Origin of the sequence: Vibrio japonicus (genome assembly GCF_024582835.1) — a bacterium.
GTDB classification, from domain to species: domain Bacteria; phylum Pseudomonadota; class Gammaproteobacteria; order Enterobacterales; family Vibrionaceae; genus Vibrio; species Vibrio japonicus.
In genome coordinates this window covers 584,138-600,533 of sequence record NZ_CP102097.1, presented here as the reverse complement: position 1 = coordinate 600,533, position 16,396 = coordinate 584,138, and the positions used below count along the sequence as shown (strand labels likewise).

At 44.7% G+C, this 16,396-nt stretch carries 14 protein-coding genes and 1 pseudogene; 8 read left to right on the top strand and 7 right to left on the bottom strand.

Annotated elements, in window-relative coordinates; all coding sequences use genetic code 11:
• Positions 1-4: 4 nt before the first annotated feature.
• The 6 genes from NP165_RS15885 to NP165_RS15860 form a co-directional block, all read right to left on the bottom strand.
• Complete coding sequence (locus NP165_RS15885; RefSeq protein ID WP_257086727.1) at positions 5-1,390, bottom strand: FAD-binding oxidoreductase; 1,386 nt, start codon at positions 1,388-1,390, stop codon at positions 5-7.
• A gap of 393 nt (positions 1,391-1,783) precedes the next feature.
• Positions 1,784-2,035 (bottom strand): DUF2999 family protein, encoded by a 252-nt coding sequence (locus tag NP165_RS15880; RefSeq protein ID WP_257086726.1) that lies wholly within the window; start codon positions 2,033-2,035, stop codon positions 1,784-1,786.
• Positions 2,036-2,277: 242 nt separating this feature from the next.
• A complete protein-coding gene (locus NP165_RS15875; RefSeq protein WP_257086725.1) occupies positions 2,278-2,748 on the bottom strand; it encodes a DUF1240 domain-containing protein in 471 nt (156 codons plus the stop codon).
• A 436-nt stretch (positions 2,749-3,184) separates the two neighbouring features.
• Positions 3,185-6,049: an aminomethyl-transferring glycine dehydrogenase gene (gene gcvP, locus NP165_RS15870; protein WP_257086724.1), complete on the bottom strand. Its 2,865-nt coding sequence runs from the start codon at positions 6,047-6,049 to the stop codon at positions 3,185-3,187.
• A 123-nt stretch (positions 6,050-6,172) separates the two neighbouring features.
• Complete coding sequence (gcvH, locus tag NP165_RS15865) at positions 6,173-6,553, bottom strand: glycine cleavage system protein GcvH (protein ID WP_257086723.1); 381 nt, start codon at positions 6,551-6,553, stop codon at positions 6,173-6,175.
• Between the two features lie 36 nt (positions 6,554-6,589).
• A complete protein-coding gene (locus NP165_RS15860) occupies positions 6,590-7,885 on the bottom strand; it encodes a serine hydroxymethyltransferase (RefSeq protein ID WP_257086722.1) in 1,296 nt (431 codons plus the stop codon).
• Between the two features lie 372 nt (positions 7,886-8,257).
• On the opposite strand from NP165_RS15860, the gene NP165_RS15855 reads away from it, so the two are divergent.
• From NP165_RS15855 to NP165_RS15835, 5 genes are all read left to right on the top strand, one after another.
• A complete protein-coding gene (locus NP165_RS15855; protein ID WP_257086721.1) occupies positions 8,258-8,881 on the top strand; it encodes a helix-turn-helix domain-containing protein in 624 nt (207 codons plus the stop codon).
• 259 nt (positions 8,882-9,140) lie between these two features.
• A complete protein-coding gene (gene gcvT / locus NP165_RS15850; RefSeq protein ID WP_257086720.1) occupies positions 9,141-10,259 on the top strand; it encodes a glycine cleavage system aminomethyltransferase GcvT in 1,119 nt (372 codons plus the stop codon).
• Between the two features lie 109 nt (positions 10,260-10,368).
• Positions 10,369-11,385 (top strand): S1 family peptidase, encoded by a 1,017-nt coding sequence (locus NP165_RS15845; RefSeq protein WP_257086719.1) that lies wholly within the window; start codon positions 10,369-10,371, stop codon positions 11,383-11,385.
• A gap of 81 nt (positions 11,386-11,466) precedes the next feature.
• The gene (locus NP165_RS15840; protein WP_257086718.1) at positions 11,467-12,507 is read left to right on the top strand and encodes a S1 family peptidase; all 1,041 of its coding nucleotides are present in this window, start codon (positions 11,467-11,469) and stop codon (positions 12,505-12,507) included.
• A 130-nt stretch (positions 12,508-12,637) separates the two neighbouring features.
• Entirely contained in the window at positions 12,638-13,306 is a 669-nt protein-coding gene (locus NP165_RS15835) for a LuxR C-terminal-related transcriptional regulator (protein ID WP_257086717.1), read from the top strand.
• 74 nt (positions 13,307-13,380) lie between these two features.
• Here the strand turns inward: NP165_RS15835 and NP165_RS15830 are convergent, their stop codons facing one another.
• A complete protein-coding gene (locus NP165_RS15830; protein ID WP_257086842.1) occupies positions 13,381-13,644 on the bottom strand; it encodes a DUF3012 domain-containing protein in 264 nt (87 codons plus the stop codon).
• Positions 13,645-13,943: 299 nt separating this feature from the next.
• Here NP165_RS15830 and NP165_RS15825 point away from each other — a divergent pair.
• From NP165_RS15825 to NP165_RS15815, 3 genes and pseudogenes are all read left to right on the top strand, one after another.
• A pseudogene (locus tag NP165_RS15825) lies at positions 13,944-14,181 on the top strand (substrate-binding domain-containing protein); the annotation flags it as partial.
• 179 nt (positions 14,182-14,360) lie between these two features.
• Complete coding sequence (gene rbsK / locus NP165_RS15820) at positions 14,361-15,281, top strand: ribokinase (RefSeq protein WP_257086716.1); 921 nt, start codon at positions 14,361-14,363, stop codon at positions 15,279-15,281.
• A gap of 34 nt (positions 15,282-15,315) precedes the next feature.
• On the top strand, positions 15,316-16,320 hold the full coding sequence (locus NP165_RS15815) for a substrate-binding domain-containing protein (RefSeq protein ID WP_257086715.1): 1,005 nt from the start codon (positions 15,316-15,318) through the stop codon (positions 16,318-16,320).
• The last annotated feature ends 76 nt before the right edge of the window (positions 16,321-16,396 follow it).

Genomic DNA, 16,396 nt, shown 5'->3' with positions numbered 1-16,396 from the left:
CCGATCAAAGTGGTTTGATGTTCTGATTCATCCGGAACAGATTGTTTGGGTCGAATTTTTTCTTAATCTCTTGTAACCGTGTATAGCTTGCGCCGAAGGCTGACTCTGTGCGGTCAGCTTCATCGTTGGTTAAGAAGTTAATATACGCACCACCACTGGCAAACGGCTTAGTTTTGGCAAAGAACTCACGCGCCCAAGTAATGCAACGTTCGTCTTCATCTTCTGAATCCCATCTTCCATGTACATTCAGAACGTAATTGGCATCTCGGCTAGAGTACGCCATTGATTCTGGTGCAGGTCGGCTCGTAGCTCCACCAAGTGAGGCAATAAAGATCTCACACTGTGGTGAAGGTAGTTGGCCTGCGTATTCAATCGTCGCATCGATCACGTCTTCACTGAGGTGCGTGAAGTTGTGTGACTTCCAGTAATTGCGCGCTCCCGGCGTGAGGAGAGGATCAAAGGCTTGCTGCCAAGCAACAAATGGTTGAACGCCAATGTGTTCACCATGGGCCGTACCAAATGATCTCAAAGGCTCAATGAGTTTTTCACCTTCGGCTGGGTCTCCTACATAGCAAATCGCTAGAACCACTACTTCCTTACCATGCACCTCTTCAGGCAGAAACGGCAATGGAGGAGCTTGTCGAGAGACCATCCACACACTTAACTCTTCAGGGGCACTTTCAGTGAAACTGGCAAACTGTGTGAGAATGGATTTTGCTTGATCAAATGGAAATACAATGAGCCCACTTAGCACATCAGGCCCAACTGGATGAAGTTGGAATTCGAACTGAGTGACAATACCAAAGTTACCACCACCGCCACGTAGCCCCCAGAAAAGATCAGGGTTCTCTGTTTCGCTGGCGCGCAGTTGACGTCCATCTGCTGTCACGACGTTGGCAGACAGTAGGCTATCAATCGTCATACCATATTTCCGACTCAACCAGCCAAATCCACCACCAAGAGTGAGACCCGGTAACCCAGTGGTGGAATTTATACCGACAGGAAACGCTAAGGCATGCTTCTGCGTTTCGGCATCGACATCTGCCAATGTACAGCCTGGTTGGACAGTGGCTCGTTTTGTCTCTGTATTGACGTGAACCTGTTTTAAGAGTGAAAGGTCAATGACAATGCCATCATCACACATCGCATTGCCCGCGATATTGTGTCCACCTCCGCGAACAGATACGAGAAGTCCATTATCACGAGCGAAATTAACTGCGGTTACGACATCATCGGCGGAAGTACAGCGAGCAATCATGCCGGGTTTACGGTCGATCATCGCGTTCCAAATTTGTCGAACTTCGTTATAGGATGGGTCGGTAGGCAAAATGACTTCACCGCTAAACTGGTTTTTGAAGCCATCGATTTTGGATTTTTCTAAGTTTTTCATACGAGTTGCCTCACGTGTTCACTATGAACGCGTAAACATTCAGCAAAGCAAAATCAGTGTTCAGAGCGACCATAGTCAACGTGTTACTTAGCGTAGCTATTTACACCAATCATAGTCATCATCGGCTCATGCTTACCTAAAGTCATGATACGAGAATGACTGTGATTGCTGTAATAGTGTTTAACAAATCTGCTCCTACTGCTTACAAAGAACAGCCTGAGTTTTGATCGTAGTAGAAAGGTGCGTAACGTGCACACTTAGCGAAAGGGTTAAAATTCAGCGAGTGGTATTTAATGAAAGCCAGAAGTAAGAAAGGTCGTTAAACGGCGTATTGCATGCCTCTTAACGACCTTTGAAGTTGTGCATTGAATCTATGCTAGAAGTCAGAAACGACTATTTTTGCAGCTGTGCTTTCGCGGCTTCAACTTTCGAGAAATCAAGACCTAGCTCTTCAACCGCTTCTTTAATCAAAGCTGGGTTTTGCATCACTTGACCCATGAGCAATTGCAGTTTGTCTTGCGGCAGACCCAATTGGCTGATTGTCATCATGGCAGCAAGAGGGTTCTGAGTCAGTACTTCAAAAAGTTCGCTGATCTGCTGGTCGCTGATGTTGTTCTCTTTCAACATTGCAATAATTGGGTTCATCGCTTTACCTTTAAACACTAAATGAAAATAGAGGAGCAGTTTACCATCTGACTTGGAGCGATTGCACGTAGCTGATTCGATTGTTCGATGAATAAACAAAATGCATAAAAGTCATTTACGCAAGGTGATATATCAGCGAATCATGAATAACTTTAAGTATTGCAAACCGAGTTATTGAAAGCTAGCGCATGATGCATACTTACGCTAGCTGGATGGTGTGTGCCAAGAGATTAAAAGCTAATTTAATCACACAAGCTAGGGTCTAAAACATACGTTCGACTTGAGGATTTCAATGTAAGTTCTCGTTCAGAGGCGCATTCGATATAGTTATATTGCTTTATTTTTTCCCTAGTATCGTTGTCTAACCATATGGCAGAGGCAATACAACTTAACACGATTATCGCTACAGTATATAGCCCTGTTTTTGTCAAAAATGGTACTTTTAGTAACGGCTCTGTTGAGGGGTGAAGCATGGCTATGGGAATGATCGCTATAAAACCAAATATTAGCAGGCCAACAAAAGAAGCTACATTGTTCACTAAACTCGCTATTTTTGCTTTAGGAATTGTCCCGATTGAGTTGTTAATGCTCACTAACTCATTAATTGAGCTGTAACTTAACCAAACCATAAAAATCATAAGAGGCCAACTAATTATTACTTTTAGCCAACGGTTTCTTTTTAACTTTCGGTTAAATTTTTCATTATAAGTCATCAATAGTTTTCTCTACTTGTTTCTTCATCGGTTCAGTGAATTTATATCGGTCATCTAGTTTAGATATTTCATTTCCAACAATAAACGCACTAACAGCGAAAATACCAAGTGTTAAAGCAGTTGGCACAAAAAATACAGTACTTAATGTTGCTACTCCTAGATTAGTTATCCCCTGAGCTCACCACTCAAGATATCACTTTGACTAGTTAAACGCTCATAGTGACGGTGTGAGTCACGTTGCCCTGCGCTCTATCGAATAACTTTTAGTAGAGTAAATGCACATAGGTCGAAAGATAATTAAGTGCTTGCTCTGAATTGTTTGTTGGGCATATCCAAGTCACTACGTAGCTCAGGTTCTAACACAAGCATATTGCTAAAAACAAAAAGGCGAACTACTTGGTTCGCCTTTACGTTAGTTTATGAGACTAATAAGAAATTAGTCTTCGTAGCTCTCGATGCTTGGGCATGTGCAGATTAGGTTACGGTCGCCGTAAACGTTGTCTACACGGTTTACTGTTGGCCAGTATTTCCAAGATTTGGTTGCTTTCGATGGGAAGCAGCCAAGTTCGCGAGAGTATGGACGCTCCCACTCTTCAGCGTAAAGATCCACTTGAGTGTGTGGCGCGTTAACCAGAGGGTTGTTCTCTAGTGGCCATTCACCGTTCTTCACTTTAGCCATCTCTTCACGGATTGCGATCATTGCATCACAGAAACGGTTTAGCTCTTCTAAATCTTCAGATTCGGTTGGCTCAACCATTAGCGTGCCTGCTACTGGGAATGACATGGTTGGTGCGTGGAAACCGTAGTCCATCAAGCGTTTTGCGATATCTTCTTCACTGATGCCTGTTTCTTCTTTTAGAGGACGAATATCAATAATACATTCGTGCGCAACGCGGCCATTTGTACCACGGTAAAGAACAGGGTAGTGAGGGCGTAGACGCTCCATCACGTAGTTCGCGTTCAGAATCGCAACTTTAGTCGCTTCTTTTAGACCAGCTTCACCCATCATCGCGATGTAAGCCCAAGAGATAGGTAGAATAGATGCGCTACCCATATCCGCTGCAGAAACCGCAAACTCTTTACCTACAACACCGTTCTCAATGTGACCTGGTAGGAAAGGCGCTAGGTGAGATTTAACACCGATAGGACCCATACCTGGACCGCCGCCACCGTGAGGGATACAGAACGTTTTGTGTAGGTTTAAGTGAGACACGTCAGAGCCGATAAAGCCTGGAGATGTCAACGCAACCTGAGCGTTCATGTTCGCGCCGTCTAGGTAAACCTGACCGCCAGCAGCATGAACCATTTCACATACTTCTTTCACTTGCTCTTCGTATACGCCGTGCGTAGAAGGGTAAGTGATCATGATGCTTGAAAGGTTGTCTTTGTGCTTCTCGATTTTCGCAGCAAGATCGTTCATGTCAATGTTGCCTTCTTCATCACACTTAACAACGACCACTTTCATTGACACCATTGATGCTGTCGCAGGGTTAGTACCGTGCGCAGAGCTTGGGATCAAACATACGTTGCGGTGACCTTCGCCACGGCTTTCGTGGTAGCGTTGAATCGCGATAAGACCTGCGTACTCACCTGAAGCACCAGAGTTTGGCTGTAGAGAGAACTCGTCGTAACCGGTGATTTCACACAGTTTCTGTTTCAAGTCTTTCGCTAGTGCTGCGTAACCTGCCGCTTGCTCTAATGGAGCGAACGGGTGAATTGAGCCAAATTCAGGCCAAGTCACAGGGATCATTTCTGCTGCTGCGTTCAACTTCATGGTACAGCTGCCTAGCGGGATCATACCGTGAGTCAGTGAGAAGTCTTTGTTCTCAAGCTGTTTTAGGTAACGCATCATTTGCGTTTCGCTGTGGTGTGTGTTGAACACTGGGTGAGTTAGGAACTCAGATGTGCGGCGTAGCGCTTCTGGAATCGCTGCAAATTCGTTGCTCGCGATTTCTGAAGATAGTGCGTTCACGTCTTGTGTTACGCCAAACACGGCAAATAGCGTGTCGATGTCGTCAGTGGTTGTTGTTTCGTCGAAGCTGATACCTAGTTTGCCATCTAGCTTACGCAAGTTGATATCTGCAGCCTGTGCTTTCGCGTAAAGCTCTTCTGTTTTGCTATCAGAGTTGATAGTGATGGTGTCGAAGAAGCTGTTGTGAGCAAGCTCGTAGCCAGATTTAGTTAGGCCAGCAGCCAGAATTGCAGTCATGTGATGAGTACGACGAGCAATCGTGCGTAAACCTTCTGCACCGTGGAATACCGCGTAGAAAGACGCCATGTTCGCTAGCAGTGCTTGCGCCGTACAGATGTTTGATGTCGCTTTTTCGCGGCGGATGTGCTGCTCACGTGTTTGCATTGCCATGCGAAGTGCTTGGTTGCCTTTTACGTCGATAGACACACCGATAACGCGGCCTGGCATTGTTCGCTTATGCTTATCACGCGTTGCCATGAATGCTGCGTGTGGACCGCCGTAACCCATAGGTACGCCGAAACGCTGAGCCGAGCCGATGACCACATCTGCGCCCATCTCACCTGCTGGTTTTAGCAGAGTAGAGGCTAGTAGGTCAGTTGCAACAGTCACTAGCGTTTTGTTTGCTTGTGCTTTAGCGATGATATCCGTTAGATCACGAACTTCACCTGTTGTGCCTGGGTACTGAACTAGTGCGCCGAATACGTCTTGTTCTGGTAGCGACTCAAGGGAACCAACTTGTACGTCAAAGCCGATGTATTTCGCACGAGTTTTTACTACTTCTAGTGTTTGTGGGTGAACGTCGTCAGCCACAAAGAATACGTTACTTTTACTCTTACCTGCGCGCTTACACAGTGTCATCGCTTCTGCTGCTGCAGTCGCTTCATCCAGTAGAGAAGCGTTCGCGATTTCCATACCAGTTAGGTCCATGACCATTTGTTGGTAGTTTAGAAGCGCTTCCAGACGACCTTGAGAGATCTCTGGCTGGTAAGGCGTGTAGGCTGTGTACCAACCTGGGTTTTCAAATACGTTGCGTAGAATGACATTCGGTGTGAAGGTGTTGTAGTAACCTTGACCGATGAATGTACGCTTGATTTGGTTTTGATTAGCGAACTCACGCATTGCTGCAAGCATATCCGCTTCGCTTTTTGCTTCTGCAATGTTCAGAGGCTTCTCTAAGCGAATTTGAGCTGGAACGGTTTCTTCGATAAGTGCGTCTAGGCTTGCTACGTTGATCGCGTCCAACATTTTTTGTTGGTCAGATTTGTTTGGTCCGTTGTGGCGAGCAACGAACTCATTTTGTGTGCTGAGGCTTTGAAGTAATTCAGTCATTGTCCTTTACCTACTCCATCGTTCGGGTAACGGAAATCACCCTTACTGATAAGGTTAATTATACGTCCGAACATTGAAAAAAAGCTGCCTTCCGAGCGGGGGCAGCTTTCCTAATCTTCCTAATTACTCTTCTTCAATTGAGTTTAGGTATTCTTCTGCGTCTTTCAGGTTGTCTAGTTCAGATGGGTCAGACATCTTCACTTTAACAATCCAGCCGCCTTCGTATGGTTCTTCGTTGATTAGCTCAGGGCTATCTTCTAATTCTTCGTTGATTTCTACGATTTCACCGCTGATTGGTGCGTAGATGTCTGAAGCTGCTTTTACTGATTCAACCAGTGAGAAGCTATCGCCTGCTTCGATTTCAGCTTCCACTTCCGGTAGGTCAACGAATACTACGTCACCTAGCATTTCTTGCGCGTGCTCAGAAATACCGATAGTTGCTGTACCGTCACCGTTGTCACGTACCCATTCGTGGCTATCTGCAAACTTCAAAGTGTTGTCCATTGCTTAATCTCCAAAAAATAACTTTGATTAAATTGTTTATTGGTAAAGAGGGAAGCGGTTACACAGCGCTTTCACTTCTTTGCGAACGCGTTGTTCTACTTCTGCGTTGCCTTCTGGGTTTTCTACTAACCCATCCAGTACATCGCCAATCCAATTACCGATGAGCTTGAATTCTTCTGCGCCAAAGCCGCGGCTTGTGCCAGCTGGTGTACCCAAACGGATACCCGATGTAATCATAGGCTTCTCTGAATCGAATGGGATGCCATTTTTATTACATGTGATCCCCGCACGCTCTAGTGCTTCTTCTGCTTTGTTGCCTTTCAAACCTTTAGGGCGTAGGTCAACAAGCATCAGGTGAGTATCAGTACCGCCAGTCACAATGTCGCAACCGCGAGTTTGCAATACTTCAGCAAGAACTTTTGCGTTGGTGATCACCGAATCAATATAAGTTTTAAATTCAGGCCCCAAAGCTTCACCAAATGCCACGGCTTTTGCCGCAATAACGTGCATCAGTGGGCCACCTTGAAGGCCAGGGAATACCGCTGAGTTAATCTTTTTGATGATGTCTTCGTGATTAGTCAGGATCATGCCGCCACGAGGACCACGCAGTGTTTTGTGCGTTGTTGTTGTTACAACGTGTGCGTGTGGTAGTGGGCTAGGGTGAGCACCAGTCGCGATAAGACCCGCGATGTGTGCCATATCAACCATTAGGATTGCATCCACTTCGTCTGCAATTTCACGGAATTTAGCGAAGTCGATAGTACGTGGAATCGCACTACCACCTGCAATGATCATTTTTGGTTTGTGCTCAATGGCAAGTGCACGCACATCTTCGTAGTTGATTTCTAGTGTTTCACGGTCAACACCATATTGAACAGCGTTAAACCATTTACCTGATAGAGCAGGGCGCGCACCGTGAGTTAGGTGACCACCAGCGTCTAAAGACATGCCAAGAATCGTGTCGCCTGGCTGAAGAAGAGCCAGTTTAACTGCGCCATTTGCTTGTGCGCCTGAGTGAGGTTGAACGTTTGCGTATTCACACTTAAAAAGTTTCTTAGCGCGTTCAATCGCGATTGCCTCTACGGTATCAACGTGTTCACAACCACCGTAGTAACGTCGACCTGGGTAGCCTTCTGCATATTTATTTGTAAGGCAAGTGCCCTGAGCTTGCATAACTGCTTTAGATACGATGTTCTCTGAAGCAATTAGCTCAATTTGTTCATTCTGACGAGAAAATTCAGCTTGGATACCTGCAAAAACCGCATCGTCTGTAGCAGAAAGGTTGGTAGAGAAAAAGTTCTCTAGGCTGTGATTCTGATAAGTGTTGTTCATGGTAGAAGACCTTCCTATCGCGCTAACGAGATTCATTTATATGTAGGGTATTTATCTCGTTAGTCCTTACTTTTTATTGCTCTCTAATAATAGAAAACAACGTGATTTCCATGTCCCCAAAACTGCGGGGCAAAACCGAATTTAAATGTTAATTCTATCAACGATAAACTCGGTAACAGCATCTCTTCAACTAACAAGTTGGTAACATAGCGTTTGTTGTAGGAACAATCAACCAAAAATTTCCTATTGGAAACACGGTTTCTAATTTTGTTACCGAGAGCACGGTTTATTTATCCCTTGGCGCTTTTTTCTCTGATCGGCTTCGTGCACAATGAAAATGAAACAGGAAGTAAGCAGTTTAAAGAGGGAAGCATGCCCGAAGATTTCTATGACGACTATCCGTCATTGACTCTATCTAAAGAGTCGTCAGATCAAAATATCGAGCCACTAAAGCTAGGCCAACGTATAAAAGACATACGTAGTAAGCTTGGCATCACGCTTGAAGAAGCAAGTCAAAGAACAGGGCTTGCTCGTTCTACATTGAGCAAAATAGAGAATGAGCAAATCTCACCGACGTTTCAGGCAATGCAAAAATTAGCGGCAGGCTTGCAAATAGATATGCCGCAACTGTTTGAACCACCTAGGAAAAAAGTTGCAGCGGGTAGGCGTGACATTACGTTGTCAGGTCAAGGCAAGCCTCATCCAACATCGACTTACGAGCACGAACTACTCGCCACACAGCTCTCGAACAAAAAGATGATGCCGTTTAAGAGCTGTATTCATGCACGCCAATTTGAAGAGTACGGTGATTGGGTAAGACATGATGGTGAAGAGTTTCTACTGATCTTATCTGGCTCTGTTCGATTCTATTCAGAGTTTTATGAACCCGTAGAATTGCATGAAGGTGATAGCGTCTACTACGATGCCAATATGGGTCATATGCTGGTGTCAACCAGTAAAGAAGACGCTCAAATTTTATGGGTTACTGCCAAGTAATCGAGGAAAAGCTTTAATTTCCTATAGTGAAAGCAAACGTTTGCTTTTGGTTTTTATATAAGTACAATAGCGCCGTCTTGAGCTCTAGCAGCCCAAGATGGCGCTTCCGTTTCATGCTTCTCGATGTGAATTTAATGTTAAATGTCACATTTTGAACTGTTCCAAACTTGTTAATGGTGCAAAACTGCTTCACTCGTGTTTATTATTGGAAACAAGGTTTCCTTGAATGGAAAACGGACCTGATTAAATGGAGACAACAATGACTCAAGATCTACTAAAAACACCACTTCATGCACTTCACATCGAAGCGGGTGCAAAAATGGTTCCTTTCGCAGGCTACGATATGCCAGTTCAATACAAGCTTGGCGTAAAGAAAGAGCACTTACACACACGTGATGCTGCGGGTCTGTTTGATGTTTCTCATATGGGACAGCTTCGTTTACGTGGTGAAGGTGCAGCAGCATTCCTTGAGTCATTGGTACCTGTCGATATCATCGACCTACCACAAGGCAACCAGCGTTATGCATTCTTTACTAATGAAGAAGGCGGCATTATGGATGACTTGATGGTAGCGAATTTTAGCGACCATCTGTTTGTCGTAGTGAATGCTGCGTGTAAAGAGCAAGACATCAACCATCTTAAAGCACACCTTCCTGAAGGTGTTGAACTGGAAATCATTGACGACCGAGCATTACTGGCACTACAAGGCCCGAAAGCGGTTGACGTACTGAAGCGCTTCAATGCTGAAGTTGCCGACATGCTGTTCATGGACGTGAAGACACTGGATATTCTTGGCGTTGAATGCATCGTAAGCCGCAGTGGTTACACAGGTGAAGACGGTTATGAAATTTCTGTACCAAGCTCTCATGCTGAAGAACTAGCACGCAAACTGACTGATGAAGCCGAAGTGGAATGGATTGGCCTTGGTGCTCGCGACTCTCTACGTCTTGAGTGTGGCCTATGTTTGTACGGTCATGACCTAGATACAACCACTACACCTGTTGAAGCAAGCCTACTTTGGGGCATTCAAAAAGTTCGTCGCATTGGTGGTGAGCGTGAAGGTGGCTTCCCAGGTGCAGATATTATCCTTAACCAAATCGAAACCAAGGATGTAACACGTAAGCGTGTTGGTCTAGTGGGTCAAACTAAGGCTCCTGTTCGTGAAGGAACTGAACTGTTTGATGCAGAAGATAACAAAGTTGGCGTAGTAACCAGTGGTACAGCTGGTCCGAATGCAGGTAAACCGGTTTCAATGGCTTATGTTCGCGTCGATTTGGCAGCGATTGGCACAGAGTTGTTTGCCGATGTCCGTGGTAAAAAGCTCCCTATGCTGGTAGAGAAAATGCCATTTGTACCTCAGCGTTACTACCGCGGTTAATCGAACTCTGATAACATATCACGCATATCAATGAAGCCTCTCGACTGAGAGGTTTTTTTTTATGTGTATAGTCAAGGTCGTTTAACAGCGTTAGGTAAGAGTCAAAACAATGAGAACAAGTATACTCGCTGCGAGTTTGTTTTTTACTGCAAATGTCGGGGCAGCGGTAGAAGTCACTCCATATATAGTAAATGGTATAGATATTATTGAGGTTTCATCTGAGTTTCCTTCTTTTGTCAGTCTTTTTTATGACCGTATCGATTACGATGGAGTCTACGGTCTCCGCCCATTTTGCGGGGCGACTCTGCTCTCTGACCAATTTATTTTAACAGCTGCGCATTGTGTCTATGGGGACAGAGACAGCCAATTGTTTATGTCTGTGGTTCCTCAGTTGCAAAATGAAAATGACTTTCCATATTCCGCTTTGCAGCGTGTGATGGTTGAAGAGTATTACTATCCCGACACATACAATGACGATACGCTATTTGATGATATTGCTGTTTTAAAACTGGTATCGCCAATCACTGCGGTAACCAGTTATGCGGTATTTGCGGATTCGAATTTTGACGATTACCGCAAAGCGTCAGAAGAGTTTTTCGCGGTTGGCCACGGAAACACCCAATCCAATCAAGACAACTCTCAGGAAGTACAGAAAACACAGTTAAGTTATGTGCCTAACGCATATTGCGATATCTATGGCACAAGTACGTCTAAAAATTTATGTATGACGGGTGCGGATACTAGTGCGAGTAACTCCATATATGACAATGCCACCTGCCAAGGTGACTCTGGCGGTCCGCTATATTGGCAAGGTAAGCAAGTAGGTATTACAAGCTTTGGCCCCCGCACTTGCGGAAACCCAAATGTCACTCCAAACTCTGTATTTACAGAAGTGTCACAATACGAAGATTGGATTCGATCTGTTATGAACGGTAACGAAACGCCTAAAGTGGTTGTGACAGATAGCGAGAGGTATGCGCACTTGGAGCAGCAGGCGTCGGCAGTCGCGGTGAGTGGTAATACGTCAGCTTCTGGTTCTCAGTCTTCGGGCGGAGGAGGCTCATTGGGTTTTGCCATGCTGTCGTTGTTAGGCATACTTTCGTTTATGAGACGCCCGATAAAATAATACTTTTGTCATTTATAACTTTCCTTTTTGTGATCTAAACTTCCAAATTAGTGGATATAACTCACAAAAAGGAGAGGACTTATGCTTAAACAAGCTAGTGTCCTGATGATGTGGTTTATAAGTGCTTTTGCTTCGGCACTTGAAGTTACGCCTTATATTGTTAATGGCTCAATAGTAAATATCTCTAATTATCCTTCATTTGCTAGCCTTTTTTATCGAACGGCTACGCACTACACCCCGAGCAGTTTCTGTGGGGCGACCATCATAAATAGTCGGTTTGTACTGACTTCTGCTCACTGTCTACAACAAGACGATGAATTTTTGCTTCATACCGTTGTTTCACCAAATCTAGAAGATGAAAGCGATTTTCTTTCTAGCGCTCAGGCAAAAGCAGGAGCGTTTTACTATCCGACTAGTTTTGTCAATTCGCCAAACGAGTTGTGGCGTGATGACATTGCCATCATTGAGCTAGAATCCCCACTTCCCGTTGACGATTTGCAGTATTTGCTTAACTCAAGCATAAATAATAACTTTCCAGTGAATGGCGAATTTTATGCTTTGGGGCATGGGTATATCAATACTGATGAGCCCGGTGGAACAGAGCTACTTAAAACGCAGTTGTCCATATTGTCGAATACCCAGTGTGAGTCAGTATTTGGAGGAAAAATCAGCGATAAGCAACTTTGTTTTGGCAGTCCTGAAGTTACAGGGGGGACACAAAACTCTATTTGTGCAGGTGACTCAGGAGGACCGGTTTATTACTACTATGGTGGGGAGTATATTCAAGTTGGGATTTCCAGCTTTGGTCTTGAGACATGCGGAGATCCAAAGTATCGAGTTACCTCAGTATTTACCGACATATACGACTATCAAGGTTGGATTAATCAAGTGCTTAATGGTGAAGTCGAGCCCAAAATCTACGTTGATGTGCAGAATGGGGAACGAGTACTCGTAAAAAGCCAATTGGCCACATCGCTTCCTCCTGGGACTAGTCAGCTAGCCACGCAAAAATCGGGCGGTTCTTTTTCATTAGCGAATGTTTTCGGTTTGCTACTCTTGGTTGTATTTTCTCGTATGTCAATCCCGCTTGTACGGTTGAAAATGCCCCATTCTCATAAATAAGAAGGTTGCATAATGATATGAAATTTAAGCGCTTTTCTTTGTATTTTGAATGGCTAGTCGCTTGGTTAAGTTGACTAATTCCAACTAAACGATAGTTTTAGAATAAACGCAAAAGCTGGAGATTCTTTTCATGATGGATTGTGATTCCCACCGATTAACTCTTTTGTCTGATGTGAGTATGCAGTCTAATTTGTTTAAAGACTCACTCGAAAGTGGACTTAAGCTAAAGGTTAATATAGTAACCGACGAAGATCTTCAGACTTCTGATGATGTAGACAGTTTACTCGGTGATTTTTTATTATTTGACTACCATTACTTGGATGACGAAAAGCTCAACGCTTATAGTCAGCTCAAGTCTACGAGCGATAAGCCAGTGAAGGAGATAGTGATTAACTGTCCGAAAGATGTGGCTTCTACTCAGTTGTTCAGATGGCGAAACTTAGTCGGTGTATTTTATGTTGATGATGATCTTTCTCTATTGCTCAAGGGCATGGAAAAGATCATGAATGATGAAATGTGGCTGTCTCGTAAACTTGCGCAGGAGTACATTGAGTTCTTTCGTGGCGCCAACACAGTGACGACATCGCAGGCGTACGCGAATCTGACGAAACGAGAAAAAGAGATCATGCGCCTACTTGGACACGGTGCATCGAACTTGCAGATTGCTGATGAGTTATACGTCAGTGAAAATACAGTAAAAACTCACCTGCACAATATATTTAAAAAAATTCACGCCAAAAATCGATTGCAAGCCTTATTGTGGGCAAATGAGAATATCGCGCTGGAAGAGCGTACTTGATAAATAAAGCTGCAAAAATGGTGCAGCTTTTTTATTTCTGGATTTCTCTACGTGTAGTGACGCACGAAATAAGGTTAAAAAATGCAGTGTTTTGCGTAGCTGGCCGCGTCGTTTGTTGACCAATCTGCTTTTGGTTTGTTTTCTAGTTGGTTACACCAGGCGTCGCTGCCTACTGGATTCAAAATGACGCAGTGCTTTGCGTAATCCACAGCTGTTTGCGCGTTCCATTTTGTTTTTGGTGTTTGATCCATAGCCTCACACCAGTCTTGAGTTCCCACTTCATCTTTACATGCACTCAACGCAAGCAGAGTAAAGAGAGTAAAAGCCAGTTTTTTCATCATTACTTCCTAAAATCTTTATGGCGCGACTATACCCAAAAAGTGGGTGAACGTGTGTCTGGGTCACGTTAATTTCGTCATTCTCCTCCCAGCATGGATACGGTTTTGTTGGCCTTGATCATCTTTTAATACGTACTTTTTACATTTAAAAGATCAAATTCACACTCTTTCGTACATCTGTTCGCAAATTTTCAGCTAGGCATTATTATTCATCGAAACGTTTCGATGAGTTTTCTGTCAGTATGAAAATGGCTAGATTTTGAAAGCTCTTGTTTGTCTAAACGTGAATGATATAGGTCGATGAGATGGCACTGGGTGCATTGCGCAGTACAAGCGTCGGGTAAAGACGTGATGATCGTGGGCTTTGATGGTACCGAAGATGGTATTGCAGCGGTTAACCGTGGCAAGTTGGCGGGCACGGTTGCTCAGCAGCCTGATCTGATTGGTGCGTTAGGGATTGAAACCGCGGTGAAAGTTCTACAGGGCGAATCTGTTGAGCAGTACATCCCAGTACCACTAAAAGTCGTATCGAAGTAAATAACACCCTCTAGGGGGTGAACTCACCCTTATCAACGGGTGTAAGCCAATTGCGTCCTCTCCCTCGTTATTATCTGTCGTTTAGAGGGGGAGGGCCAATAAGCTTGTGCTTTTACGAGAGCACAAACTTATTAACTGTTGAAATTGTATAAAGGTTCTAGAGAACCGAGGATAACCGTATGAATAAGTTAGTGGTTTTAGGTAGTGTTAACGCTGACCATGTTCTTCAAGTGCCTTCTTTTCCTCGCCCAGGCGAGACGCTTCATGGTCGCAATTACCAAGTTATCCCAGGTGGTAAAGGGGCGAACCAAGCGGTCGCAGCCGCCCGTCTAAAAGCAGATACTGGGTTTATCGCCTGTGTTGGTGACGATGCATTTGGCATCAACATTCGCGAAAACTTCAAAATGGATAACATCGATATCGGTGCGGTCAAAATGCAGCCTAACTGCCCAACAGGCATCGCGATGATTCAAGTCTCAGACAGTGGTGAAAACAGCATTTGTCTATCCGCGGAAGCGAATGACAAATTGACTGCAGAGGCGATTGAGCCGGATCTAGAGCGTATTCGTCAGGCTGACTATCTGTTGATGCAGCTAGAAACACCACTTTGCGGCATCGAAAAAGCGGCACAAGTCGCTAAGCAAGCGCAAACCAAGGTAATACTTAACCCAGCGCCAGCGAAAGCGTTGTCTGATGAGCTCCTATCTTGTGTCGACATCATCACCCCGAATGAAACCGAAGCAGAAGTATTAACCGGAATCGAAGTTACGGATGATGGGACTGCGCAAGAAGCTGCGAATGCTCTCCACAGAAAGGGTATCGACACCGTATTGATTACACTTGGTGCGAAAGGTGTTTGGTTAAGCATGGATGGTAAAGGGGAGCTGATCTCCGGTTTTAGAGTAGCGGCAACCGATACCACCGCTGCGGGGGATACCTTTAATGGGGCATTGGTCACTGGTTTATTGGAACAATTGCCTCTAAAATCAGCCATTAAGTTTGCTCATGCGGCGGCAGCAATTTCGGTAACTCGCTTTGGCGCGCAAACCTCAATACCTAGCAGAGAAGAAGTTGACGCTTTTCTTACCGAGCACGAATAATCGTTAATAACGCCAGTTAGAGGGAAGATATTACATGGCAACAATGAAAGACATTGCGAGACTGGCGGGGGTATCGACCTCGACCGTTAGCCATGTAATCAACAAGTCGCGATTTGTCAGTGAAGAGATTTCTGAGCGAGTCAACAAGGCTGCTCAGGAGCTTAATTATGCACCTTCCGCGTTAGCTCGCAGCCTTAAAATCAATCGTACCAAAACCATTGGTATGCTGGTCACGACCTCAACCAACCCGTTTTTTGGTGAAGTGGTAAAAGGTGTTGAGCGCAGCTGTTATCACAAAGGGTATAACCTGATTTTGTGTAACACGGAAGGCGACAATGAGTGTATGCGTGAATCGATCAATACCTTGCTGCAAAAGCGCGTCGATGGCTTGATTTTGATGTGTTCGTCGTTGGAAGGAGAGCGCATTGATGTGTTTGAGAAGTACCCAGACATTCCTGTCGTAGTGATGGACTGGGGACCCATTCTGTTTACCAGTGACAAAATTCAAGATAACTCACTGCGCGGTGGTTACATGGCGGCGAAGTATTTGGTGGATGCAGGGCATACACACATTGGTTGTATTACCGGGCCGCTGGTGAAACATCAGGCGCAAATGCGTTATGAAGGGTATAAACGCGCATTGAATGAAGCGGGACTCGAGTTCAATCCTAACTGGATCATTGAGTCAGACTTTGAGTGCGAAGGCGGTTATGAATCTTTTCACAAGATGTGCGATAAAGGCGCGCTACCAGAAGCGATTTTTGTCTGTAACGATATGATGGCGCTGGGCGTCATCAATGCGGCAAATGAGCGGGGAATTCGAATTCCTGAAGATCTTTCAATTATTGGCTACGATGATATCCATATTGCGAAGTTTATGACCCCAGCGTTGACGACGATTCACCAGCCAAAATATCGCTTAGGTAAAGCAGCAGTAGAAGCGTTACTGAATAAGTTGGACGGCGGAGAAACTGAACCGCAAGTGGTACAGCTCGAGCCTACATTGGTGGAGCGTAAAACCGTGAAACGCGTGAACTAACCTTTCCGAGCTAATTAAAAAATAACAAAAAAAGCCAGTAGCATTGCTACTGGCTTTTTGTATTCATGTGCGTATC

Coding starts and splice junctions, on each gene's coding strand:
- NP165_RS15885 (WP_257086727.1), bottom strand. CDS start 1,390: ATGAAAAACTTAGAAAAATCCAAAATCGATGGCTTCAAAAACCAGTTT.
- NP165_RS15880 (WP_257086726.1), bottom strand. CDS start 2,035: ATGAACCCAATTATTGCAATGTTGAAAGAGAACAACATCAGCGACCAG.
- NP165_RS15875 (WP_257086725.1), bottom strand. CDS start 2,748: ATGACTTATAATGAAAAATTTAACCGAAAGTTAAAAAGAAACCGTTGG.
- gcvP (WP_257086724.1), bottom strand. CDS start 6,049: ATGACTGAATTACTTCAAAGCCTCAGCACACAAAATGAGTTCGTTGCT.
- gcvH (WP_257086723.1), bottom strand. CDS start 6,553: ATGGACAACACTTTGAAGTTTGCAGATAGCCACGAATGGGTACGTGAC.
- NP165_RS15860 (WP_257086722.1), bottom strand. CDS start 7,885: ATGAACAACACTTATCAGAATCACAGCCTAGAGAACTTTTTCTCTACC.
- NP165_RS15855 (WP_257086721.1), top strand. CDS start 8,258: ATGCCCGAAGATTTCTATGACGACTATCCGTCATTGACTCTATCTAAA.
- gcvT (WP_257086720.1), top strand. CDS start 9,141: ATGACTCAAGATCTACTAAAAACACCACTTCATGCACTTCACATCGAA.
- NP165_RS15845 (WP_257086719.1), top strand. CDS start 10,369: ATGAGAACAAGTATACTCGCTGCGAGTTTGTTTTTTACTGCAAATGTC.
- NP165_RS15840 (WP_257086718.1), top strand. CDS start 11,467: ATGCTTAAACAAGCTAGTGTCCTGATGATGTGGTTTATAAGTGCTTTT.
- NP165_RS15835 (WP_257086717.1), top strand. CDS start 12,638: ATGATGGATTGTGATTCCCACCGATTAACTCTTTTGTCTGATGTGAGT.
- NP165_RS15830 (WP_257086842.1), bottom strand. CDS start 13,644: ATGAAAAAACTGGCTTTTACTCTCTTTACTCTGCTTGCGTTGAGTGCA.
- rbsK (WP_257086716.1), top strand. CDS start 14,361: ATGAATAAGTTAGTGGTTTTAGGTAGTGTTAACGCTGACCATGTTCTT.
- NP165_RS15815 (WP_257086715.1), top strand. CDS start 15,316: ATGGCAACAATGAAAGACATTGCGAGACTGGCGGGGGTATCGACCTCG.